At 70.2% G+C, this 21,773-nt stretch carries 21 protein-coding genes; 1 reads left to right on the forward strand and 20 read right to left on the reverse strand.

All coding sequences use genetic code 11. The features are described from left to right. Positions 1–4: 4 nt before the first annotated feature. From O9280_RS11885 to O9280_RS11950, 14 genes are all read right to left on the reverse strand, one after another. Entirely contained in the window at positions 5–712 is a 708-nt protein-coding gene (locus O9280_RS11885; RefSeq protein WP_298342866.1) for a formyltransferase family protein, read from the reverse strand. Beyond that, the gene (locus tag O9280_RS11890; protein WP_298342869.1) at positions 712–1,530 is read right to left on the reverse strand and encodes a phytanoyl-CoA dioxygenase family protein; all 819 of its coding nucleotides are present in this window, start codon (positions 1,528–1,530) and stop codon (positions 712–714) included. Before O9280_RS11890 ends, O9280_RS11885 begins: the two co-directional genes overlap by 1 nt. Next, the gene (locus O9280_RS11895) at positions 1,527–2,741 is read right to left on the reverse strand and encodes a DegT/DnrJ/EryC1/StrS family aminotransferase (RefSeq protein WP_298342872.1); all 1,215 of its coding nucleotides are present in this window, start codon (positions 2,739–2,741) and stop codon (positions 1,527–1,529) included. The genes O9280_RS11890 and O9280_RS11895 overlap by 4 nt, the downstream gene beginning before the upstream one ends. Before the next feature lie 149 nt (positions 2,742–2,890). Continuing rightward, entirely contained in the window at positions 2,891–5,239 is a 2,349-nt protein-coding gene (locus O9280_RS11900) for a tetratricopeptide repeat protein (RefSeq protein WP_298342875.1), read from the reverse strand. Positions 5,240–5,298: 59 nt separating this feature from the next. Further along, positions 5,299–5,838, reverse strand: coding sequence for a PilZ domain-containing protein (locus O9280_RS11905; protein ID WP_298342878.1), 540 nt, complete (start codon positions 5,836–5,838; stop codon positions 5,299–5,301). Further along, the gene (locus O9280_RS11910) at positions 5,831–6,121 is read right to left on the reverse strand and encodes a hypothetical protein (protein WP_298342882.1); all 291 of its coding nucleotides are present in this window, start codon (positions 6,119–6,121) and stop codon (positions 5,831–5,833) included. Before O9280_RS11910 ends, O9280_RS11905 begins: the two co-directional genes overlap by 8 nt. 4 nt (positions 6,122–6,125) lie before the next feature. Beyond that, the gene (gene fliS / locus O9280_RS11915) at positions 6,126–6,509 is read right to left on the reverse strand and encodes a flagellar export chaperone FliS (protein ID WP_298342885.1); all 384 of its coding nucleotides are present in this window, start codon (positions 6,507–6,509) and stop codon (positions 6,126–6,128) included. Positions 6,510–6,515: 6 nt separating this feature from the next. After that, positions 6,516–7,844, reverse strand: a complete 1,329-nt coding sequence (gene fliD, locus O9280_RS11920) for a flagellar filament capping protein FliD (RefSeq protein ID WP_298342888.1) — start codon at positions 7,842–7,844, stop codon at positions 6,516–6,518. A gap of 89 nt (positions 7,845–7,933) precedes the next feature. Then, a complete protein-coding gene (locus tag O9280_RS11925; protein WP_298342891.1) occupies positions 7,934–9,148 on the reverse strand; it encodes a flagellin in 1,215 nt (404 codons plus the stop codon). 241 nt (positions 9,149–9,389) lie between these two features. Beyond that, positions 9,390–10,589 (reverse strand): flagellin, encoded by a 1,200-nt coding sequence (locus O9280_RS11930; RefSeq protein WP_298342893.1) that lies wholly within the window; start codon positions 10,587–10,589, stop codon positions 9,390–9,392. Between the two features lie 150 nt (positions 10,590–10,739). Continuing rightward, entirely contained in the window at positions 10,740–11,960 is a 1,221-nt protein-coding gene (gene flgL / locus O9280_RS11935; protein ID WP_298342895.1) for a flagellar hook-associated protein FlgL, read from the reverse strand. Positions 11,961–11,972: 12 nt separating this feature from the next. Then, positions 11,973–13,856: a flagellar hook-associated protein FlgK gene (gene flgK / locus O9280_RS11940; RefSeq protein WP_298342897.1), complete on the reverse strand. Its 1,884-nt coding sequence runs from the start codon at positions 13,854–13,856 to the stop codon at positions 11,973–11,975. After that, positions 13,856–14,986 (reverse strand): flagellar assembly peptidoglycan hydrolase FlgJ, encoded by a 1,131-nt coding sequence (gene flgJ, locus O9280_RS11945; RefSeq protein WP_298342900.1) that lies wholly within the window; start codon positions 14,984–14,986, stop codon positions 13,856–13,858. Before flgJ ends, flgK begins: the two co-directional genes overlap by 1 nt. Before the next feature lie 9 nt (positions 14,987–14,995). Further along, on the reverse strand, positions 14,996–16,144 hold the full coding sequence (locus O9280_RS11950; RefSeq protein WP_298342903.1) for a flagellar basal body P-ring protein FlgI: 1,149 nt from the start codon (positions 16,142–16,144) through the stop codon (positions 14,996–14,998). Positions 16,145–16,316: 172 nt separating this feature from the next. Between O9280_RS11950 and O9280_RS11955 the strand changes: the two genes are divergently transcribed. After that, entirely contained in the window at positions 16,317–17,072 is a 756-nt protein-coding gene (locus O9280_RS11955) for a hypothetical protein (RefSeq protein WP_298342906.1), read from the forward strand. A gap of 27 nt (positions 17,073–17,099) precedes the next feature. On the opposite strand, the gene flgH is transcribed toward O9280_RS11955, so the two are convergent. From flgH to flgC, 6 genes are read right to left on the reverse strand one after another with little or no spacing between them, the layout of a single operon-like run. Beyond that, positions 17,100–17,783: a flagellar basal body L-ring protein FlgH gene (flgH, locus tag O9280_RS11960; protein WP_298342908.1), complete on the reverse strand. Its 684-nt coding sequence runs from the start codon at positions 17,781–17,783 to the stop codon at positions 17,100–17,102. An 8-nt stretch (positions 17,784–17,791) separates the two neighbouring features. After that, on the reverse strand, positions 17,792–18,577 hold the full coding sequence (gene flgG, locus O9280_RS11965; protein WP_297865535.1) for a flagellar basal-body rod protein FlgG: 786 nt from the start codon (positions 18,575–18,577) through the stop codon (positions 17,792–17,794). Positions 18,578–18,589: 12 nt separating this feature from the next. Beyond that, on the reverse strand, positions 18,590–19,345 hold the full coding sequence (locus tag O9280_RS11970) for a flagellar basal body rod protein FlgF (RefSeq protein ID WP_298342910.1): 756 nt from the start codon (positions 19,343–19,345) through the stop codon (positions 18,590–18,592). Positions 19,346–19,371: 26 nt separating this feature from the next. Further along, positions 19,372–20,595 carry a flagellar hook protein FlgE gene (gene flgE, locus O9280_RS11975; protein WP_298342912.1) on the reverse strand — a complete coding sequence of 408 codons (1,224 nt, stop codon included), beginning with the start codon at positions 20,593–20,595 and terminating at the stop codon, positions 19,372–19,374. Between the two features lie 57 nt (positions 20,596–20,652). Continuing rightward, the gene (locus tag O9280_RS11980) at positions 20,653–21,330 is read right to left on the reverse strand and encodes a flagellar hook capping FlgD N-terminal domain-containing protein (protein ID WP_298342915.1); all 678 of its coding nucleotides are present in this window, start codon (positions 21,328–21,330) and stop codon (positions 20,653–20,655) included. Between the two features lie 20 nt (positions 21,331–21,350). Continuing rightward, positions 21,351–21,758, reverse strand: a complete 408-nt coding sequence (gene flgC, locus O9280_RS11985) for a flagellar basal body rod protein FlgC (protein ID WP_298342918.1) — start codon at positions 21,756–21,758, stop codon at positions 21,351–21,353. Positions 21,759–21,773: the final 15 nt, after the last annotated feature.

The following is a 21,773-nucleotide window of genomic DNA, read 5'->3' on the forward strand; positions in this document are numbered from 1 at the left end:
CCGGTCACGCGGCGGCGTGCCGATCGACGTCGGCAAGTTGGGCCGCCAGCGCAGGGAAAAAGGCCTGGTAGGGGCCGAGCCGACTGGCGCGACGGCGACGCTCGGGCGAAGCCTCGGCGCAGAGGCGTGCGACGTCCTTGTAGCCGAAGGCCTTGCCGGCATGCTCGACCGTCGTGCTGACGGCGTCGCCAGCGACGATCGCAGCGACGTGCTGCTCGTAGAGGCGCTTGCAGGCCTCGATGCCCCGGCCGAAAACGACGGCGAAGTCGTCCTCCGCCGCCACCGCGAAGGCCTGCTGGGCCACCACGGGGCCGGTGTCGACCTTCTGGCCCGGCAGCAGGCGGTGCAGGGTGGCGCCGTACTCGGCTTCGCCGCGGCAGATCGCTGCGAACGTGCAGATTTCCGCCAGACCGCGGTAGCGCTGCACGAGCCCGTTGTGGATGTTGTAGAAGCGCGGGCCCGAGGCGAGCAGCGCGTCCGAGAGCAGGAACCGGTTGTTGATCGAGAAGACCACTTCGGCTCGCGAGGCCACGAGCTGTGGCGGGAGGTCGGCGTTCGGGTCGTCGGAGGAAAGGACGGTGACGCCGAGGCGCGCCAGGCGCGGCAGGGCGGGGTCGTCCACGGGGCAGCACACGAGCACGAGCGGCAGGCCGAGGGCCAGCGCGTGGCCCACGGCATGCGAAAGCAGGGCGCCGCCGCCGACAAGAACCATCAGTCGCTCCCGCCCTGGAGCCGCGACAGCTCGGCGGTGAGCTCCTTCATCCGCGTGGTGCGCGAGCGCTTGAAGAGCGCCGCGGCCGCCGAACGGTCGATGCGATTCACCGGGCCGTTCTCTCCGCAGACCATGGCGACCGTGCTCGGGTCGCTGGCCGGCTGGATGATGGTGTCGGCGAGGATGCGGTCCGGGCCGCCGAGATGCGGGCCGGAGCGATGCCAGGTCGAGCTGTCCATCACGACGAGGTCGCCGGGATTCAGCTCGGGGAGGATCGACGGCCACGCCGGGAACGCTTCGGGATCGATCTCACCCGCATCGCCGAGGTAACCGTACTGGTGCGTGCCGAGGAAGAACTCGAGGCCGCCGTTCTCGCGCCCGCACACGCTCAAGGGAGTGAAGAACGAGGCCTTCTCAGGGAAACCGAGGTGGTAGCAGTAATCCTGGTGCAGGAACACCGGGTCGCGCGAGAACTGGTCCTTGATGACGAAGCGGTGGTTGTAGAGGCCGACATCAGGACCGAACATCGCCCGCGCCACGGCGCGGTGCTCCGGAGACTCGTACATCGTCGCCAGCACCGGCGGCAGCGGCTCTTCGACCGCCACCTTGTTGAAGCCAACCTTGCGCGCGGCAAGCGTGTCGGCCTGGAACTCGGCCCAGGCTGCCTGCCAGGCGGTGACGGTCGCTGCGGGAAACAGGTTGCGCACGACGAAGGCGCCGACCGCGCGGAAGACCTCGGCGTCGAACACCGGCGCATCGCAGGATGACGCCAGTGCAGCGACCTGCGCCGGCGTGAGCCCCCGCGACGTGCGGCTCATGGGCGCACTCCTCGCGCTCCCAGCACGCGGAACACCGAGGCGATCACCTCGATGGCGTCCGGCGGCAGGGCCGTACCGGTCGGCAGCACGATGACGCGCTCGGCGACGCTCTTCGTGTTCGGCAACAGCAGGCCGGCGTGGGGGTACAGGTCGCGGAATGGCTGCATGTTGTGGCAGCCGGGCCAGAAGTACTTGCGGGCCAGGATGCCCTCGGCGTGCAGTGCCGCCACGATCTCGTCGCGCGTGGCCCCGAAGCCCGGATCGACCTCGGCGACCACGTACTGGAAATTGCTCTGCTCGCGCGGGTCGTAGCGCAGCAGCGAAACCCCCTCGATCCCGGCAAAGGCTCTCTCGTAGGCCGCGAGGTTCACCCGGTTCGCTTCGACCACCGCGTCGAGCGAGTCCAGGTTGGTCAGCCCCATCGCCGCGCAGATCTCCGGCATCTTGCCGTTGGTACCGACGTGCACGGCCTTGTCATAGGTCTCGAAGCCGAAGTTGCGCATGTAGCGCATCGTCGTGGCGAGGTCGTCCTCGTTGGTGGTGACGGCCCCGCCCTCGAAGCAATTGAAGAACTTGGTCGCGTGGAAGCTGAACACCTCGGCGCGGCCGAAGGCGCCGACGCGGCGGCCGCGGTAGGTCGAACCGAAGGCGTGGGCGGAATCGAACATCAGCGACAAATGCCGGCGGCGCGCGATTTCGGCCAGCTCGTCGACCGGCGCGGCGCGGCCCCACAGGTGCACGCCGATGATGCCGCTGGTGCGCGGCGTGATCATCCGCTCCACCGCGGCGGGGTCGATGTTGTGGGTGACCGGGTCGATGTCGGCGAACACCGGCGTGATCTCCTGCCACTGCAGGGCGTGCGCCGTCGCGATGAAGGTGTAGGAGGGCAGGATCACCTCGCCCTTCAGGCCGAGCGCACGGATGGCGATCTCGAGGGCGATCGTGCCGTTGCACATCGCCACGACGTGGCGGACGCCGAGGTAGTCGGCGAGCTTGCGTTCCAGCTCCTGCACCATCGGCCCGTTGTTGGTCAGCCAGCGGCTGTCGAGCATCGCATCGACGCGACCCATGAACGCGGCGCGGTCGCCGATGTTGGGCCGGCCGACATGCACGGTGTCGGTGAACGCCGGCGGCGCGCCATGGATGGCGAGGTCGGCGAGGCCGCGGATGGCCTTGCGCCCCCGGCGGGGTTCGCCCGGAGGAGCGATCACGTCTTTCTCCACGGAGCCCCCTGGCACGGCGGTCGTTGCATGGGACGTTAGCATTGCGATCACGCTCGCGGCGAAGGAGTCGTGGCCGTGGCCGTGCAAGCTTCGTGCCGCGCCGCGGTGACGCTCCGGCGACGGGCGAGGATTCGGCCTCAGCGGGTGCGCGGCGGAATCACCAGCGGCGCCGTCGGCAACCCGTCGCACCAGCGCCGCCAGGCCATCCGCGCGCCATCCTCGAAGGTCTCGATAGCGGCTTGCGACGAACCGATGTTGGACGTCCGCATCCGCTCGCGGAGCCCGGCCCGGACCGCCGCCAGCCTCTCGCGAGCCGACGGATCGGCGAAGGCCGATGCGCGGACGACGAAATCGTCCGGGTCGGTGGCGATGAACTCCATCAACCCGACGCGTTCGAGGATCGCGGCACCGGCGCGGCTCGGCAGCGTCGGCCCGGGAACGCTCAGCGTGGGCACGCCCATCCACAGTCCGAGGCAGGTGGTGGTGCCGCCGGCATAGGGCGAGGTGTCCAAGAGCACGTCGATGCGCTCGTGTGCCTTGAGGTAGCTCGACGTATCCATGCGAGGCAGGAACTCGAGCCGGGAAGCCTCGATGCCCTCGCCCGCGAACTGGGCCCGCAGCCGCGCCTCGCCCGGCGCATCCGCCGCGCCGATCACCAGACGTGCAGCGGGCGTAGCGCGTAGCACCGCCGCCCAAAGTTCGACGGTGCGCGGCGTGATCTTGCTCATGCGGTTGAAGCTGCCGAAGGTGAATGGCACACCGCCGGCGGACGGCAGGAGCGCCACGTCAGGCGCATCGGCGGGCGGCTGGAAGGCCGCGTTGGCGGCGCCCAGCATCAGCTTTTCGGTGAACTGCGCGTCCATGAGGCCGGGCGGCGCGAAAATGGTGTCGGCGAGGTAGTAGTCCATGCGCGTCAGCCCCGTGGTGGCCGGATAGCCATACGAGCTGATCTGCACCGGCGCCGGCTTCAGGGCGAACACCCCGAGGCGGTTGAAGGCCGTGTGGCCGGAGAGATCCACGAGGATGTCGATGCCGTCCTGGCGGATGCGCTCGGCGGCGCGTTCATCGGTGAGTCCGGCGATGTCGCGCCAGCCGTCCGTCGCGGCGCGCAACTGCGCCGTGGTCTCGTCATTGGTGCGGTGGTTCGAATAAGCGAACACTTCGAACGCCGAGCGATCCATGCCCTTCCACAGCGGCTCGACGAAGCCCGCCATCGCATGACGCCGGTAGTCGCCGGAGACGAAGCCGACGCGGAGGCGGCGGCCTGGATCGGGCTCGTTTTCCCAGTGCGCCAGCGGGCTGCGCTCGCGCTCGATCAGCTCGCCGTAGCGGCGATGCAGGGCGAACAGTTCGTCGACGCCGATCTCGGCGATGTGCGTGCCGACGAACAGGGCGATGCCGAGCGCCCCGAGATGCGGGGTCCTCGAGGCGTCGAGTCGGCGGAACAGCGCGGCGGCTTCCTGGTGCCGACCGACGCCGAGGTAGCACACCGAGAGGGCCGCGATCGCCGGTTCGTTCCCTGGGTCCGCCTGCAAGGCCTCCTCGAGCAGCGGCAGTGCTTCCTCGTGCTGGTCGCGATCGCGCAGGTAGGCGCCAAGCGCGAGGGCCACGCGGTGGTCGTGGGCGCCGAGCGCACGAGCGCGCCGGAGAAGCGTCTCCGCCTCGGGATCCCCGCGCTGGTTGAGCAACAGGCCCCGATTGACCAGTGCTCGAAGGTTTTCCGGCTGGCGCTTCAGGACGTCGCTGAACAAGGCTTCCGCTTCGTCCAGCCGACCGCGCTCGTGGAGCGCGAGGGCGAGATTCATCACCACATCGACGCCATCGGGATCGAGGTCGCAGGCGATGCGAAGGACCTCGATGGGCCCGTCGCCAGCTTCATTGCTCGGCAGGCTGGCGCCGAGCACCCGCCACGCGAAGGCGCACAGCGGGTACGCGGCCACGAAGGCCGTTGCCGACGCGCGCGCAGCGGCGAAGTCGCGCTTCAGGAAAGTCTCCCGCAACGCCAGCACGGCTTTGCGAGGGGCGTCGGCGGCCTGCTTTGCCGTCTTGCCGCTGGCGCGAACCTGGGCCGCCAACAGTGCGGTGCGCCGCTCACGCAGGCGTTTCTCGAATACGGCCGCGGCCTCGGCGGGCAGGCCCGATTGCATCGCCCGATGCAGCAGCCGATGGACGGCCTCGTGCTGCCCGAGCTGCATCAGGGCCTCGAGCTGGCTGATCCAGAACTCCTTTTCCCAGGGACGCAGCTTCAGCGCGCGCCCGAAGCGCGGCAGTGCGCCTTTCCAGTCGCCGCGCTGCGCAAGCAGCCATGCGAGCCCGTGCTCGGCCTCGGCGGCATAGGGATTGGCTCGGAGCGCGTCGAGGTACTGGGCCTCGGCCTCGTCCAGCCGTCCGGACTCATGGGCAAGCGTGGCCTCGCGCAACGCGCGCTGCGCATCGTGGGCCAACTGGGCGGAAGGTGCGGCGTCGCGGGTCATCTCGGCCAGCATGGCTCAGGCCCATGGGGACAGGAACCCTCGGCGTGCAAGCCGCGTGCCGGCGCCCGTCCTCAGCCCCGACGCTGCGCCGCGAGCCCGCGCCGATGCAGGCGGAACACGTGGCGCTCGAGCAGATCGGCCAGGGCCGGCGGCAGCGGATCGAAGCGCCACCAGCTGCGGCCACCGCCTTGGGCGAGGCAGGTCACCGGCAGGTGCAAAGCGAGCGGCAAGCCGTCGCCCGGCTGCCAGACCAACACCGCGAGGCTCCCCACAGCCGCCGCGACGCCGGTCGGGCCCTCGAATCGGACGCCGACGGCGCTCAGGCGCACCGGCCGGGGCGGCGGACCGGCCAGCGCGGGCAGCGCCTGCGCCAACAACTGGAGGGTGAGGTCGAGCTTGGCCTCCAACCGCCGCAGCGCGGGATCGGGCGGGTGGGCCGGGTCCTCGTGTTCGCCCCGGCGCTCCTCGACCATCGCGAGGTCGCGCAGCAGGCGTTCGGCGGCATCGGTGGCGCCGGCCGGCAGGGGGGCCGGCAACAGCTGCATCCGGGCCGGCAGTTCGCAGGCGACGGCGCCATCGAACAGCGCGGCGTCGGCGGCGGCCTCATCCACCGGCGTTGCCCAGGTAGGCGCGCGCCGCGGCGCCGCCTTTGCGGGTAGCGGAGAGTTCGCGGGCCACGCCCGATTGAACCTCGAGCATGGCGTGCAGCAGTTCGCGTTGGCCGGCGGCCAGCATCTCCATCTCGCTCGTGGCGAGCGGATTCGGGCCGGTGCAGGCGGCACGGACCGCCTCGTCGTGCTCGGCGAGCGCCGCCTCGGCACGCCGCAGGTCGACGGCGTTGAGCGCGTCGCGGGCGTCGCGCAGGGCCTTCAGGGCCGTCGCGTAATCGCTCATCGGCTCAGGCCGGCTTGATCTGCTTCCACGCGGCGAAGACGTCGTCGAGCAGGCCGGCCACTTCGCCGAAGCCCTCGGCGTCGTTGGCCGCGTTCGCCGCGACGATGCGCCGCGAGGCATAGTCGTAAAGGGCCTCCAGCCGCGCGGCGATGGCGCCGCCCTGGCTGAAGTCGAGGCAGCCGGACAGCGAATCGACGATGGCGCCGGCTTCGGAGGCGGCCTTGGCCTTGCGGGTGAAGTCGCCGCTGGCGATGCAGGCCTCGGCCATGCGCAGGCGCTGGATGGCGCCTTCGAGCATGAGTGCGATCAGCTGGTGCGGATCGGCCTCGTGCACGCGGGTCTCGACGGCGGTGCTGCGGTAGGCGGCGGCGGGGTTGCGGGTGGTCATCGGGCATCAACCAGCGCCGGGGAGGCGCGCGAGTTCCTGGGTGAGAAAAGACGACGTGCTCTGCAGCTGCGCGACGAGGCCGTCGAGCGCCGTGAACTGTCGGCGATAGTTGTCCTCGATGCGCGAGATGCGCACATCAAGGCGCTCGCGGTCGCTCAGCAGGCCCTTCAGTCGGTCGTTCAGCGCCTTGGTGCGGGCGTCGAGCAGGCCGGTGTTGGGCGCGACGGCGCCTTCAAGGCGGGCCGAAAGGACAGCCCCGAGGCTGCCGGTGGCTTCCTTGTCGAAGAGGCGCTCCACCGCCGCGGGATTGGCGGCGAGGGCCGCATCGAACTTGCTGACGTCGATGCTGAGCGAACCGTCCTTGCTGCTCCTGATGCCGATCGCGCTGAGCTCGTCGAAGGCGTCGCCGATGGCCCCGCGGAGCTGCTGCTGCAGCCCGCGCACGGCGGCATCGCCGAGCAGCGGCCCGCCAGTGCGCGACTCGGCGTTGTAGGCACTGGCGTTGCGCAGCTGGGTCAGCGCGGCGTTGTACGACCCGACGAAGGTCTGCATCGCCGCGCGGACGTTCGCGTTGTCGGCGACGATGTCGAGCGTGAAGGTGCTGTTGTCCTGCGCCTTGGTCAGGTCGATCGTGACGCCGCTGATCAGATCGGTGAGGCGGTTGCTGTCGGCCGTTCGGGTGACACCGTCCACCTTGACCACGGCATTCGTCGCCGTCGTGGTGACCGCGAGACCATTGGTGAAGGTGGCGATGCTGCCCGTGGCGTTGATGGTGATCGCGCCGGCGGTGCCGGCCTTGGCGGCGTTCAGCACCAGCACGTTGCCGGCATCGCCGTTGACGACGGTGGCCGAAAGGCCCTTGCCGCCCGTGGCCGTGTTGATGGCGTCGCGCAGCTCGGTGATGGTGTTGGTGGCGCCGAGCGTGACGTTGAACGTCTCGGTGCCCACGGTGAAGCTCAGGGTGCCGCTGCCGAGATCGGCACTGCTGGTGACGGGCCCGCTCTGGCGCTTCTGCGCCGTCGCCAGCGATTCGACCTCGATGCTGTAACGGCCGAGAGCGGCGGTGCTGGTGGCCGTCGCGGTGAAGCCCGCGTCCGCCTGGATGGTGGTCTTGCGGCCGGCGACGCCGTTGGTGCCATCGAGCGCGTTCGCCGCGGTGCGCAGGCCGGCAAGCGCGGTCTTGATCTGGTTGAACGCGGCGAGATCGGCCCGGGCGTCGGTTTCCCGGCGGGCGATCCGCTGCTCCTGCGGCGCGCGCTCGGCCGCCACCAGCTGGGACACCAGCTGGTTGACGTTGATGCCGGACCCGATGCCGGGACTGGAAATCGAACCCATGGCGAACTCCTCGACTGCTCTGGATATCGGCCGCGCCCCCGGGGCCTGAAGCTACGCCGCCGGGGACAGGGCCGCCAGTGCGCGCCGGTTCAGCCCCGCAGCAGGGTCAGGACGTTCTGCGGGATCTGGTTCGCCTGCGCCAGCATCGCCGTGCCGGCCTGCTGCAGGATCTGCGTGCGGGTCAGCTCGGCGGTTTCGCGGGCGTAGTCGGCATCGCGGATGCGGCTGCGCGAGGCCGTCAGGTTCTCGGAGTTCGTCGTCAGGTTGGCGATCACCGAGCTGAAGCGGTTCTGGATGGCACCCAGGTCGGCGCGGCCCCCGTTCACCGTGGTCAGCGAGAGATCGACGATCGACAGGGCGCGGCCGGCCCCGACGAAGGTGGAGATGTCGAGGGTGTCCAGGTAGGCCGGGTTGCCAGCCGGTGCCACCGTGTTCGCCGCCGGCGCCGTGCCGAGGGTGATGCCGGCCGTGCTGCTGCTGACCGCGCCGTAGGTGACGGCGTAGCCGGCGAAGGCGCCGTTCGCGTCGACCGACTGGCGGACCGAGGAGAACGTGATGTCGACGCCGTTGGCAGCGACTTCGGCATAGAGGCCGGTTTCGCCGATGCGGGCGTTGATGGCGGCGGCGACGCGGCCCACCACGGTGCTCGCGGTATCGCCGATCCGAACCTCGACATCGTCGATGGTGACGGCGTTGCCGAGGCTGTCGGTGACGGAGATGCCGGAGATGGTGGCGGCGGCCGTGGCCGTGCCGGTCACCACGCCGGCGCCGGTGAAGCTGTCGAACACCGCTCCGCCCAGTGCCTCGGCGCGGGTGTCGGCGGTCTCGGTGATGGCGATGGCCTGGCCGGCGTTGGCGCCGACCTGGAACAGCTGTGCGGTGAACGAGCCGTCCAGCAGCTTGGTGCCGTTGAACTCGGCCTGCTTGGCGACGCGGTCGACTTCGTCGATGAGCTGCTGCACTTCCGAGTTCAACGCATCGCGGTCGCTCTGGCTGTTCGTGGCGTTCGCCGACTGCACGGCCAGCTCGCGGATGCGCTGCAGGTTGGAGCCGACTTCGCCGAGGGCGCCTTCGGCCACCTGGGCGAGCGAGATGCCGTCGTTGGCGTTTCGGGCGGCCTGGTTGAGGCCGCGGATCTGGGTGGTGAAGCGTTCGGAGATGGCCAAGCCGGCGGCGTCGTCGCGGGCGCTGTTGATGCGCAGGCCCGAAGACAGCCGCTGGATGGTCGTCGCCAGCGAGGCGCTGTTCGCCTGGAGATTCCGCTGGGCATTCAGCGAAATCGTGTTCGTGTTGATGATGCTCATGTCCGTTGGATCCTCGAGGAGATGGGAAGAGCCCTGCGAGGCGAGCCCGGCAGGACACGCGGACCCCTCACGGCATCCGCTGACCGCCGGCTTCCCGACAGGTCTGCCCCGGAGCTGCAAGCCCCGTGCCATTCGCCTCGAGCGCGCGGTCCGCCCAACGGAAACGGGCCGGAGGTCGCCCCCCGGCCCGGTGTCCAGCCATCGATGGCGGCGGCGGCCCGGAGGCCGGCGCCGAGACCGCTTACCGCAGCAGCGACAGGACGTTCTGCGGGATCTGGTTGGCCTGGGCCAACATCGCCGTACCGGCCTGCTGCAGGATCTGCGTGCGGGTCAGTTCGGCGGTTTCCTTCGCGTAGTCCGCGTCGCGGATTCGGCTGCGGGAGGCCGTCAGGTTCTCGGCGCTGGTGTTGAGGTTGGCGACCACCGACTGGAAGCGGTTCTGCACCGCGCCGAGGTCGGCGCGGGCGCCGTTCACCGTGGTCAGGGCCTTGTCGATGATCGCCAAGGCCTGGCCGGCACCGGCAACGGTCGAGATGTCGAGGTCGTCGAGGAAGGCCGAGGCCGGGGCCGTCGTGTTCTGGGCCGGGGCCGAGGCCAGGGTGATGCCGGCGGTGCTGCTGCTCACCGTGCCGGTGTTGACGATGAAGCCGGTGAAGGCACCGCTGGCATTGACCGACTCGCGCACCGAGGCGAAGTCGATGTTGGTGCCGTCGGCCGTGGCCAGCACGCCGGTCTCGCCGATCTTGGCATTGATGGCCGCGACGATCTTGCCGGTGACGACGGCGCCGGTGTCGCCGATGGCGATCGAGACGTCATCGATGGCGACCGCGTTGCCGAGGCTGTCGGTCACCGAGATGCCGGTGATCGTGGCCGCCGCCGTGGCGGTGCCGGTCGCGGCGCCCGCGTCGGCTTCGGCGTCGAACACCGCGCCGCCCAGTGCCGCGGCCTGCGCGTTGGCCGTCTTGCCGATGCTGATCGCCTGGCCGGCGTTCGCACCCACCTGGAACAGCTGGCCGAGGAACGTGCCGTCCAGCAGCTTGGTGCCGTTGAACTCCGCCTGCTTCGCCACGCGGTCGACTTCGTCGACCAGCTGCGCGACTTCGGCATTCAGGGCGTCGCGGTCGCCCTGGCTGTTGGTGGCGTTCGCCGACTGCACGGCGAGCTCGCGGATGCGCTGCAGGTTCGTGCCGACTTCGCCGAGGGCGCCTTCCGCCGTCTGCGCGAGGGAAATGGCGTCGTTGGCGTTGCGAACGGCGACGTTCAAGCCGCGGATCTGGGTGGTAAAGCGCTCCGAGATCGCGAGGCCGGCCGCGTCGTCGCGGGCGCTGTTGATGCGCAGGCCCGAGGACAGCCGCTGGATCGTCGTCGCCAGCGTGGCGCTGTTGGTCGAGAGATTGCGCTGTGCGTTCAGCGAAATCGTGTTGGTGTTGATGACGCTCATGGCAGGGTCTCCTGGTCGGGTCGTTACGCCGGTTCGACGGGGTGCCGTCCGGGGCCGCGGTGGGGGGCCGTGGCCCGGTGCTCCCGCTGCTGTATGCAGTAACGGCGCTACCGGCCGGAGCTTTAGGCCCCGGAGACTGGGTTTTGTGGATCAGCGCAAATAATTGAACAGCGAGAGGCTCGCGATGCGCTGGAAGCTGAGCTGGGCCGCGTCCAGGGCGGTGCTCTGCTGGGCCAGGCGGCTGGCCGCCTCGGCGACGTTCACGTCCCGCAGGTCGGAGAGCGTGGTCTTCAGGGTGACGGTGGTGGCCTCGCGCAGGGCGCTGGCCTCGTCGATGCCGGCCAGTCGGGCGCCGCCGGCGGCGCGCTTGTCGACGAAGTGGTCCTGGGCCGAGGAGACGTTGGCCAGGGCCACGAAGATGGCGTTCTGCTGCCGCACCCGCTCGGTGACGGTGGTGGCCGGGGCCTCGAGGCTGTCGGCCAGAGCGTCCAGCGTGCCGAAGATGTCCTGGCGACCGGCGGGGTCGATGGTGAACACGTCGCCGGTGGCCGGCTCGCCGTTGAGGCGGAGCTGCAGGCCCTCGAAGCTCAGCGTGTCGCCCGGGGCGTAGGTGCCCGTCTGCGGGGGCACCAGCGGGGCGCCGCCGGCGTCCTGGATCTCGTAGGTGGTCGGCGACGTGAAAGCCACCCGGTAGCCGACGCTGCCGTTCGCGGCCCAGGCGGCCGCATCGACCACGCCGAAGGTGCCGAGCAGGCCGGTGCCGGTGTTCGCCGCCGCGGCCGTCACCGCCACCCGGCCATCGCCGGTGGAAATGCGCATCCACACCTCGCTGCCGGGCTCGGCATCGGCCAGGGCCAGGGCCGGGGCCACCTCGATGCGGCGCTGCACCTGGTCGCCCACGTAGGTGACGCCGGTGGTGGCATCGACGAAGGGCGGGCGGTCGTCCTGCGCGCCGCCGAACAGGTAACGGCCGGCCGCATCGGTGCCGTTGGCGATGCCGAGCAGGCCCTCGCGGATCTGCCGGATCTCGCGGGCGATGGTCTGGCGGTCGCTGGCCGAGAGCGGGGCGTTCGCGGCCTGGATGGTGAGTTCGCGCACGCGCTGCAGCAGTTCGCCAGCTTCCGTCAGGTTGCTTTCCTGCAGGTTGAGGCGGTTGCCCAGCACGTTAGCATTGAGGTCGAAGCGTTCCAGCTCGGCCAGCGAGCGGTCGATGGCGGTGGCCGCGCCGGCCGCAAGCGGATCGTCGGCCGCGGTGTTGACCCGTCGGCCGCTGGCGATCTGGTTCTGCGTGGCGATCAGATCGACCTGCCGGCGCAGCAGCTGGGCGACATTGGACTCGTAGAGCGTATTGCTGGAGATGCGCGTGGTCATGGCTGTGCTCCGTCAGCGCCGCACGGCCGCGAGGAAGGTCTGGAAGATGTTGTCGGCGATGCTGATGACCTGCGCCGCCGCCTGGTAGGCCTGCTGGAAGCGCAGCAGGTCGGCCGCCTCCTCGTCGAGGTTCACGCCGGACAGCGACTCGCGCTGCTGCACCAGCGCCTCGTCGATCGCATTCTGGCTGTCGAGCGAGAAGCTGGTCTCGCGCGCGGCCGAACCGATCCGCGTGGTCTGGGCGACGATCGCATCGTTGAGCGAATTGGCGCCACCGCCGAGCACGCGGGCGTCGTCGAGCTGCGCCCAGGCCCGCATATTGGTGTTGTCGCTGGAATTCGAGACATTGGCCCCGACGCGGAAGGTGTCGCCAGCCCGCGGCACGCCGTCGAGCACGAGGCGCCAGCCATTCGCATCGATGTTGGCGCCCGGCGTGTAGGCCTGGGCCGGGCCGCCGTTGAGGCTGAAGGTGGTGGGCGTGAGGAACTGGACCGTCGCGGGGGTGGTGAGCGCCGCGTTGGTCGGGTCGAGCACCGCCAGCGAGACCACGCGGCCCTGCCCCAGGTTGGTGAGGTCGGCGCTGGGCCGGATGCGGCTGGCCGCGGCGATGCGGTTCGGGTCGTTGATGGCCAGCGCGATGTCGCGCGCGGCGTTGCTGGTCGGCTCGATCAGGAAGCGGTCGTTGGCCGCGGCGGCACCGGAGACCACCACCTCGATGCCATTGACGACGAAGGGGCTGGCTACGGTGCCGAGGCCGGCCAGCGCGACCGGCGCGCCATTGTCCCCGCGGCGTGCGGTCCAGTTCGCGCCGTCGAAGCGGAACTCCAGCGGCACGCCATCCAGCGCACCGACGTTGGCGATGTCGACGGCCAGCGTGGCCGTGCCGGTGTTGTTGCGGTTGGCCAGCGGCTGCGGTGCGGCCAAGGCGAAGAAGTCGGTGCCGACGTTGCCGTTGAGGTCGAGGCCGGCGGCGCTCTGGCCGTTGACGATCTCGGCCAGCGTTGCGGCGATGCGGCCCAATTCGGCGCGGCCGGCATCCACCAGCTCGGCGCGCGAGGACAGCGCACCGCCAAGCTGGCCGGCGATGCTGCCGGCCCCCAGGCGAACCGTGCCCGTGGTGGTCTCCAGTGCGAGCACGACCCGATCGTTGCGAAAGTCGTCCTGCACGGTGATGAAACGCGAGGCCGTCGCGCCGACCACGATCGGCTGGCCGCCGGTGGTGAAGACGTTCAGCGAGCCGTCCTCCTGCGGCAGCGTGGTGACGCCGGTCAGCGTGGCCACCTGGGCCACGAGGCGGTCGCGCTGGTCGAGCAGGTCGGGCGAGGCGTTGGCCGGGCCGTTCCGCGCGATCTCGACGTTGAGCCGCGCGATCTCGCTGGCCAGCCGGTTCACTTCCTCGGCCCCGCCGGTAAGCCGCGCGTTGATCTCACGATCGATCTGGTCGAGCCCGCCCTGCAGCTGGTCGAAACGGGCCACGAGGGCCTCGGCGCGGCCGAGCAATTCGGTGCGCGCGGCCTGCGAGGCCGGTTCGGCGGCCACGCCCTGCGCGGCGTCGAAGAAAGCGGAGAACGGCTGCGCGAGGCCGGTGGTGGCGTCGGTGAACAGCTGGTCGATGCGCAGCGCGAAGCCGTTCACGAGGTCGAGGCGGCCGATCTCGCCCTGGCTGTCGAGCAGGCGGTTGGTGACCAGCGTGTCGGAGAGGCGCGTGATGCTGGCGATCTGAACGCCGGCACCGATGTAGTTGTTGCGCAGGCCGTCGCCGGGACGGTTGGCCAGCTCGACGCGCTGTCGCGTGTAGCCGTCCACCGTGGCGTTGGCGATGTTGTGGCTGCTGGTGGCCAGCGCGCGTTGGAAGGCCAGCAGGGCGCTGGTGCCGTTGCCGAGGATGCTGGGCATCAGAAGGCTCCCATGCCGCTGGCGGCAAACATCAGGTTGCGGGCCGACGGGGCGGTCGGGCCGGTGGCGTCGTCGATGTCGAGGCGGGCCAGCGCGCGGTTCAGGGCCGGACCGGTGGCGATGGCTTCGATCTTCCGGGCATAGGCCGGATCGGTGGCGTAGCCGCCGCGCTGCAGGGCCGCGGCGAAGCCGCGGATGTCGTTCCCGGCATTCAGCGCGCCGGCGTAGCGCGGGCTGCGCGTCAGCAGGGCGGCATAGTCGTTGAAGCTCTGCTCGACGCCGTCGTAGGCGCGAAAGGCCGCGCGCTCGGTGCGGAAACCGCCCTGCGCGTATTCCTGCGTGTTCGTCGCGACGCTGCCACCGCGCCAGCCGCCGGTGGCCTTGATGCCGAAGTAGTTGTTCGCCGTCTGGCCGTTCGCGCTGATCGTGCTGCGGCCCCAGCCGGTCTCGAGCGCCGTCTGCGCGACGATGGCGCGCGGGTCGACGCCGAGTTCGCGGCCGATCTTCTGCGCGTGCGGCCAGACCTTGGCGACGAAGGCGTCCACGCGGGCATTCGCCGGACCGGCGTCGGTGCTTGCCTTCGCGGGCGGCACGGACTCGCCCGCGGCGCTGGCGCGCACGGCCGGCATCATCCGCGGAACGTCGGCGGCGGCGATCCAGTTCGGCCGGGCGGCGCCATTCGATGCGGCGAGGGCGACCGCAGGCGCAGCAGCGGGCGCGGACGGCAGCGGCGCAGCGGCGTCACGCGCCAGCGGCTTCGCCGCCATCGGGCGCACGTAGGTGTCGAGGGGCAGCATCGGTGCCGTGCCCGCCTTCGCCATCGACAGCGGCAAGGCCTGCACGGCGGCGTCCGCGCCGCCACCGGCCTCGCGGGTGAGCTGGCGGGCGATCATCGTGGAGAGCCCGAGGCCCTTGCCTTCGGTGAGCGATTTGGCGATCTGCTCGTCGTAGAGCTCGCGGAACTGGCCGGCGGCGCCGGGGAACATCGTGTCGCCGAGCGCTGTCTCGCGCATCTGCTTGATCATCATCTGCGCGAACAGGCCTTCCATCTGGCGCGCGACCTTGTCGATCTGCGCGGCGTCGTTGGCCGGCGGCGGCGAGAGTGGCAGGGGACGGGCGTCGACGCGCATGGCCGTGACTCAGATGATTTCCAGCTCGGCGCGCAGCGCGCCGGCCTGCTTCAGGGCTTCGAGGATGGCGATCACGTCACCCGGCGCGGCCCCCACCTCGTTCACGGCGCGCACGATCTGGTCCAACGAAGTGCCGCCGCGGAACAGGAACATGCGCGAGCCGTCGACGGTGGCTTCCACGGTGGATTCCGGCGTCACCACGGTCTCGCCCTGGCTGAAGGGCGCCGGCTGGCTGACGTTGGCGGATTCGGTGATCGTGACCGTCAACGCACCATGGGCGACGGCGGCCGGCATCACCTGCACGTTGCTGCCGATGACCACCGTGCCGGTGCGGGCGTTGACGACCACCTTGGCGGCGATCTGGCCCGGATCGAGCGTCAGGTTCTCGACGCGCGAGAGGAAGGCGACGCGGGCGCCGGCATCGGTCGGCGTCTGCACCTGCACGGTGCCGGCGTCGAGCGCGCTCGCCGAAGCCTCGCCGAAGGCCTTGTTCAGCGCCTCCACCATCCGGCTGGCGGTGGTGAAATCGGGCTGGTGCAGGTTGAGCATCAGGGTGCCGCCGGCGCCGCTCTGGGCCAGCGCATCCGGGATCGCGCGCTCGACGATGGCGCCGTTCGGGATGCGGCCGGAGCTGGGGATGTTCACCGACACGCGGGAGCCGTCGCTGCCTTCGGCGCCGAAGCCACCGACCACGAGGTTGCCCTGGGCGATGGCGTAGACCTGCCCGTCCGCGCCCTTCAGCGGCGCCATCAGCAGGGCACCACCGCGCAGGCTGACGGCGTTGGAGATCGAAGACACCGTGACGTCGATGACCTGCCCCGGCCGAGCGAACGGCGGCAGCTCGGCGCTGATGGCCACCGCGGCGACGTTCTTCACCTGCGGATTGATGCCCGGCGGCACCGTCACGCCGAGTTCGTCGAGCAGGTTCTTGAGGCTTTGGGTGGTGAAGGGCGACTGGCTGGTGCGGTCGCCGGTGCCGTCCAGGCCGACCACGAGGCCATAGCCGATCAGGGGATTGCCGCGCACGCCCTCGATCTGGGCGAGGTCCTTGATGCGCTCGACCGCGCTGGCCGGGGCGGTGGCCAAGGCAGCCAGCAGCGCCAGCAGGGCCAGCAGGCTGGTGGGGACGGAACGGGCACGGGCGGCATTGGGCAGCATCGGGAGTCTCCAGCGGTATCGACCGCACGGGCGGGAACTTGCAATTCCCGGGCCAGACCGGCTTCGGGGCGTTCCCCCACCCCGGGACGCGCGGTTTTCCTACAAGTCGGGCCGGAAACCCGGCGCAGGATTCGCGGGCTCCACCCCCTCCCCCGCCCATTGGAGAATCGCGATGATCCGCTCCCCGCTCGCCCTGGCCGCCCTCGCGGCCGCCCTTCTGGCCGCCGCCCTGCCCGCCCGCGCCGCCGACCGCCTCCCCGGGGTCCTCGCCACCGAACTCACCGACGCCGACGTGGGCGACGCCGCCAGCTTCGGGCGCAACGCCCGCTGGCTCGGGCTGCTCTCCGGCTTCATCGAACTCGACACCGACTGCAGCCCCGCCACCCCGACCGATCCACCGCGCACGAACTGCGTGGTGCTGAACCCGGCGCCGGCCACCACCAGCTTCGACCGTCCGGACCTCGCCAAGATCACGCTGCCGGGGAAGAGCACGAACAGCCTCCTCTGCCATTGGCAGACCCCGGTGGCCAATGTGTTCTGGAGCAACGAGACCGCCGCGAATTCCAACGCGCGCTTCGTGCTGCGGCCCTACTACGTGATCGAGAACGAGGTGCTGGCGGACCCGACGCTGGTGAACCCGCTCACCGGCCTGCCCTTCGCCGGCCGCTTCGAGCAGTCGCTGATCGCCGTGAACGAGCTGCAGACGATGGCGCCCGGCTTCTCGGCCAGCCGCCTGTACACCTATTCGCGCGTATGCATCGGCGGCGCGATCAGCCGCAGCTTCCTCGTCGACAGCCTCGGCCTCAGCGAGGACCAGGCGAAGCAGTTCTTCCGGAAGCCGACGACGATCCGCATCGGCCTGCGCGGCAACGCCCAGCTCGTGCAGTTCGCCTCGATCAACGTGGGGACGCGCTTCCTCGGGGATTGACCCCGGGGCAGGCGGCCGCGCGGTGCCTCAGTTCGGGAACCACGCGCCGTTGAAGAAGCGGTCGAGCCAGCCCATCGCATTGCTCCGGGCGATGGGGCCGCGGCCGCCGTAGACGATGCGGGCATCCGCCACGCGGGTGCTCGCGATCGTGTTGTCGGGGCCGATGTCGGCGGTGCGGATGATGCCCTGCACCTGGATCAACTCGTTGCCCTGGTTGAGCGTGAGCTCCTTGCTGCCCTGGATGACGAGGTTGCCGTTCGGCAGCTTCTGCACCACCTGGGCGGTGAGCGTGCCGGTGATCTGGTTGCACTGCGTGGAGTTGCCGTCACCGGCGAAGTCGCGGGTGTTCGCCAGCGAGTTGTCGAGGATGTCCTGGCCGCCCACCGTGACGGGAGCACCGAACACCGTGCCGGACATGCTGTTGGTCGATTCCTTGGTGATCGCGGTGTTGGCGCGCGTGCTGGCCTGCGTGCGCTCCGACAGGTTGATCGTGACGATGTCGCCCACCTCGCGCGCCTTGCGGTCGGTGTAGAGGCGCAGGCCCGGGCCTTCGCGGTAGATGGCGCCGGCGCTCGGCGCGGCCGTGGCCTGCACCGGCACCTGCATCACGGTCATCGGCGCCAGCGGCTGGACGTCGCCGCGGATCATCGCGCCATGGCCGCAGGCGGTGAGGATCGGAAGGACGAGGGCGAGGACGAGGGCGCGCTTCATGGCGGGGCTCAGACGTTGTTGTTGAGGTAGGCCAGCATCTGGTCGGTGGTGCTGATGGCCTTGGCGTTGATCTCGTAGGCGCGCTGCGTCTCGATCATCGCCACCAGCTCTTCCACCGTGTTGACGTTCGAGCTTTCCAGCGAGCCCTGCGCCAGCAGTCCGATGCCGGCCTGGCCGGGCGTGCCGGCCTGCGCCGGGCCCGAGGCGCCGCTTTCGAGGAAGAGGTTCTCGCCCTTGGCGAACAGGCCGGACGGGTTCACGAAATCGGTGAGGGTGATCTGGCCCACTTCCTGCGGCGCGGCCTGTCCGGCGATCTGTACCGTCACCGTGCCGTCGCTGCCGATCGAGATGGCCTGCGCGCCTTCCGGGATCTGGATGCCCGGCTGGATGGTGTAGCCGGAGTTGGTCACCAGCTCGCCCTGGGCGTTGATCTGGAAGCTGCCGTCACGGGTGTAGGCCTCGGTGCCGTCGGGCAGCAGCACCTGGAAGAAGCCGCGGCCGTTGATGGCGACATCCAGCGCGTTGCCGGTCTGCAACAGGTTGCCCTGGATGTGGCTCTTGGCCGTGCTCACCACCCGCACGCCGGTGCCGAGCTGCAGGCCCGAGGGCAGGTTGGTCTGCTGAGAGCTCGCACCACCCGGCGCGCGCACCTGCTGGTAGAGCAGGTCCTCGAAGCTGGCGCGGTCACGCTTGAAGCCCGTCGTATTGACGTTGGCCAGGTTGTTGGCCACCACCGACATGCGCGTCTGCTGCGCGTCGAGGCCGGTCTTGGCGATCCACAGGGCGGGGTTCATGGCGCGTCTCCTTTAGCGGGCACGCAGCAGCGTGTTCGCTGCCTGCGCGTTCTCGTCGCCGCTGCGGATGACCTTGAGGTTCATCTCGAACTGCCGCGAGAGGGAAATCATGGCCACCAGCTGTTCGGTGGCGTTGACGTTGCTGTTCTCCAGCACGCCGCTCATCAGCACCTCGCCGGCCGCCGCCTGCGGCTGCGCCGCCGGATCGGTGGAGGTGGGGCGGAACAGGCCGTCCTCGCCGCGCTGGAGCTTGGTCGGGTCGGCGCGAACGACGCCGATGCGGGCGACGTTCTGCGCGGTGCCGGTGGCATCGCCGAGGGCGACGATGGCGACGGTGCCGTCGCCGCCGACCGAGAGGCTCTGGAACGGCGGCAGCGCGATGGGCTGGCCGGAATCATCCATCACCGGCTCACCGCGGCCGTTCATCAGCCGGCCGGTGGCATCGAGCTTGAGGTCGGTGGCGCGGGTGTAGGCCGGCTTGCCGCCGCGGTCGGCGACGCTCATCCACAGGTCCGCGCCGTTGAGCGCGAAATCGAGCGGGTTGCCGGTGGTCTGCAGGCTGCCGCCGGTGGCGTCGAAGCCGCCGACGTCGCCCATCGTGTAGGTGCGCGAACCGACCTCGCCGCCCTTGGCCGGGAAGGCCTCGGTGGCGTGCAACAGCGCCTTGAAACCGGAGGTGGAGACGTTGGCGAGGTTGTGCGACACGGCCGCCTGGGCGCGCAGGTTGGCCTGCGCTCCCGACATCGCGACGTAAAGGGCCTTGTCCATCGTCGTGCTCCGGTGTCAGCCCGCGATCAACGCAGGTTGATGATGGTCTGCTGGATCTGGTCGGTGGTCTGGATCATCTGCGCGTTGGCCTGGAAGTTGCGCTGCGCGACGATCATGTTCACCAGCTGCTCGGTGAGCTCGACGTTGGAGCCTTCGAGGGCGCCCGAGGTCACGAGGCCGAAGTCGGAGGTGCCGGCCGCGCCGCGGCGCGGGCCACCCGAGTCGAAGGTCTCCGACCACAGGTTGTCGCCGAGGTTCTGCAGGCCCTGCTGGTTCGGGAAGGTGGTGAGCGCAACCTGGCCGAGCGGCGCGGCCACGCCGTTGGTGTAGCGCGCGAACACCACGCCTTCCTGCGAGAACTCGATCCCGATAAGGCGGCCGGTGGTGTAGCCGTCTTGGCGCAGGTCGTTGATGGCGAAGCGCTCGCCGTACTGCGTCGAGCTGCGCAGGTCGAGCGTGAGGTTGATCGCCGCGGCGCCGGTGGTCGGCGTGTAGGCCGGGAGCGTGATGAAGCCCGTGGCCGGCGTGGTGAGCGCGCCCTGGGCGTCGTACTGCAGCGTCTGCGCCGCGCCGACAGCCGTGCCGTCGATGTAGTTGTGCAGCTGCCACTCGTTCGGGTTGGCCGTCTTCACGTAGTACAGGGTCTGCACGTGGGCGACGCCCAGCGAGTCGTACAGCGTGATCGAGGTCGAGTGGTTGAAGGTGTTCGTGTCGTTCGGGTCGAAGGGTGCTGCCACCGGCGCGGTGCCGTTGGCCGGCAGGTTCGAACCAACGACCACTTCGGTCGACGCGCTCGGCGCGCTGTCCGTCGTCGTCAGCTGCAGGTCTTGCAGGCGACCGGTCTCGAAGTTGTTGCCGGTCTGGTCCGTCGGCGGGAAGATCTGCAGGCGCGCGCCGGTGGGATTCACGACGAAGCCGTCGCGGTCCACCTGGAAGTTGCCGGCGCGCGAGTACACGGTCGCACCGTTGTTGTTCAGGGTGAAGAAGCCGCCACCCGAGATCGCGACGTCGAGGTTGCGGTTGGTGAACTCGATGGGTCCCTGGGTGAACTGCTGCGTGATGCCGGTGACGCGCACGCCGGAACCGGCGGTGTTGCGCGAGGTGCCGAAGATCGACGCCGCGTAGAGGTCGCCGAATTCCGCGCGGCCTTCCTTGAAGCCGGCCGTGGAGACGTTGGCGATGTTGTTCGAGGTCACCGAAAGGTCGGTGGTGGCCGCGTTGATGCCGGAGAGGGCGGTGCGGAAGCTCATGGCGTGACTCCAGATGCGGTGCAGCGGGTGTTGGCGGTGGTCATGGCCGGCGAGGCATCAGCCCAATCGGCGGATCGCGGAGAGCGGGGCCGTGCCGAGGCCGCGGAGGTTCAGCAGCATTCCCTGCGGGTCGAGCGTGACGCTGTCGATCGGCGCCATGGTCCCGGTGCCGACGGCCTTCGAATCGCGGCCTTCGCCGAAGGTGGCCCGCATCCGGTAGGTGCCCGGCGCCATCGCCTGCCCCTGCTCGTTGCGGCCGTCCCACGCGAAGGGCACGTCGCCGGCCCCTGAGGACGTGACTTGCAAGCGCCGTACCAGCGCGCCGTTGGCGGTGGTGATCTCGATCGTCACCGGCCCAGCCCCAGGCGTGGCGGCGACGCCGCTGGCCGAAAGCACGCCGTCGGCGTTGGCCGAGAGCGGCAGGCGGTTGGTTTCGACGAGGGCGGTGCGGCCGATCAGGCTGGCGCCGCGCAGCGCCTGGTCGCCGTTGAACGAGGTGGCCATGTTGTCGATGGCCGTCTCGAGGTCGCCCACGCCTTGCGCGGTCGACATCTGCGCCATCTGGCTGACGAACTCGGCGTTCGAGAGGGGCTTGAGCGGGTCCTGGTTCTTCAGCTGCTCGGTCATGAGCCGCAGGAAATCCGCCTGCGTGAGGTCGGACTTGCCCATGCGGCTCTGGGTCTGCGGGCTGCTGGTGAGGCCGATGCCGTTGGCCACGTTGACGTCGAATGCCATGGTCGATTCCCGGGGCCGCGTCAGCGGCCGATGGTGAGCGTGGCGAGCGCGAGCTCGCGGGCGGAATTGAGCACTTCGACGTTGGCCTGGTAGCCGCGCGAAGCGGAGATGAGGTTCACCATCTGCGCCACCGGATCGACGTCCGGCGCGTAGATGTAGCCCTCGGCGTCGGCCATCGGATGGCCGGGCTCGTAGCGCTTGATCGCGGGCTTGTCGAGCGGATCGACGCGCAGCACCTTCACCCCGCTCATGCCCTCTTGGCCGCGCAGTGGCGCGCTTTCGAAGGTCGGCTCGATGGGCTTGTACGCGCCGTCGGGCGTCCGCCCCACGGTGTCGGCGTTGGCGAGGTTGGAGGCGATGGTGTTGAGGCGCACCGACTGCGCGGAGAGCGCGCTTCCGGCGACGTCGAAGATGGGCAGGCTGCTCATGGCGATTCCTTAGTG

Source organism: Silanimonas sp. (assembly GCF_027531545.1).
In the GTDB taxonomy this organism is placed as follows: Bacteria; Pseudomonadota; Gammaproteobacteria; order Xanthomonadales; family Xanthomonadaceae; genus Silanimonas.

What these genes read in the sequence shown, in the direction of transcription:
- O9280_RS11955 (WP_298342906.1), top strand. Translation starts at nt 16,317, where the DNA reads ATGATCCGCTCCCCGCTCGCCCTGGCCGCCCTCGCGGCCGCCCTTCTG.
- flgL (WP_298342895.1), bottom strand. Translation starts at nt 11,960, where the DNA reads ATGACCACGCGCATCTCCAGCAATACGCTCTACGAGTCCAATGTCGCC.
- O9280_RS11970 (WP_298342910.1), bottom strand. Translation starts at nt 19,345, where the DNA reads ATGGACAAGGCCCTTTACGTCGCGATGTCGGGAGCGCAGGCCAACCTG.
- fliS (WP_298342885.1), bottom strand. Translation starts at nt 6,509, where the DNA reads ATGACCACCCGCAACCCCGCCGCCGCCTACCGCAGCACCGCCGTCGAG.
- O9280_RS11885 (WP_298342866.1), bottom strand. Translation starts at nt 712, where the DNA reads ATGGTTCTTGTCGGCGGCGGCGCCCTGCTTTCGCATGCCGTGGGCCAC.
- flgG (WP_297865535.1), bottom strand. Translation starts at nt 18,577, where the DNA reads ATGAACCCCGCCCTGTGGATCGCCAAGACCGGCCTCGACGCGCAGCAG.
- O9280_RS11900 (WP_298342875.1), bottom strand. Translation starts at nt 5,239, where the DNA reads ATGCTGGCCGAGATGACCCGCGACGCCGCACCTTCCGCCCAGTTGGCC.
- O9280_RS11925 (WP_298342891.1), bottom strand. Translation starts at nt 9,148, where the DNA reads ATGAGCATCATCAACACGAACACGATTTCGCTGAATGCCCAGCGGAAT.
- flgK (WP_298342897.1), bottom strand. Translation starts at nt 13,856, where the DNA reads ATGCCCAGCATCCTCGGCAACGGCACCAGCGCCCTGCTGGCCTTCCAA.
- O9280_RS11890 (WP_298342869.1), bottom strand. Translation starts at nt 1,530, where the DNA reads ATGAGCCGCACGTCGCGGGGGCTCACGCCGGCGCAGGTCGCTGCACTG.
- flgE (WP_298342912.1), bottom strand. Translation starts at nt 20,595, where the DNA reads ATGAGCTTCCGCACCGCCCTCTCCGGCATCAACGCGGCCACCACCGAC.
- flgC (WP_298342918.1), bottom strand. Translation starts at nt 21,758, where the DNA reads ATGAGCAGCCTGCCCATCTTCGACGTCGCCGGAAGCGCGCTCTCCGCG.
- fliD (WP_298342888.1), bottom strand. Translation starts at nt 7,844, where the DNA reads ATGGGTTCGATTTCCAGTCCCGGCATCGGGTCCGGCATCAACGTCAAC.
- flgH (WP_298342908.1), bottom strand. Translation starts at nt 17,783, where the DNA reads ATGAAGCGCGCCCTCGTCCTCGCCCTCGTCCTTCCGATCCTCACCGCC.
- flgJ (WP_298342900.1), bottom strand. Translation starts at nt 14,986, where the DNA reads ATGCGCGTCGACGCCCGTCCCCTGCCACTCTCGCCGCCGCCGGCCAAC.
- O9280_RS11910 (WP_298342882.1), bottom strand. Translation starts at nt 6,121, where the DNA reads ATGAGCGATTACGCGACGGCCCTGAAGGCCCTGCGCGACGCCCGCGAC.
- O9280_RS11930 (WP_298342893.1), bottom strand. Translation starts at nt 10,589, where the DNA reads ATGAGCGTCATCAACACCAACACGATTTCGCTGAACGCACAGCGCAAT.
- O9280_RS11980 (WP_298342915.1), bottom strand. Translation starts at nt 21,330, where the DNA reads ATGGCATTCGACGTCAACGTGGCCAACGGCATCGGCCTCACCAGCAGC.
- O9280_RS11950 (WP_298342903.1), bottom strand. Translation starts at nt 16,144, where the DNA reads ATGCTGCCCAATGCCGCCCGTGCCCGTTCCGTCCCCACCAGCCTGCTG.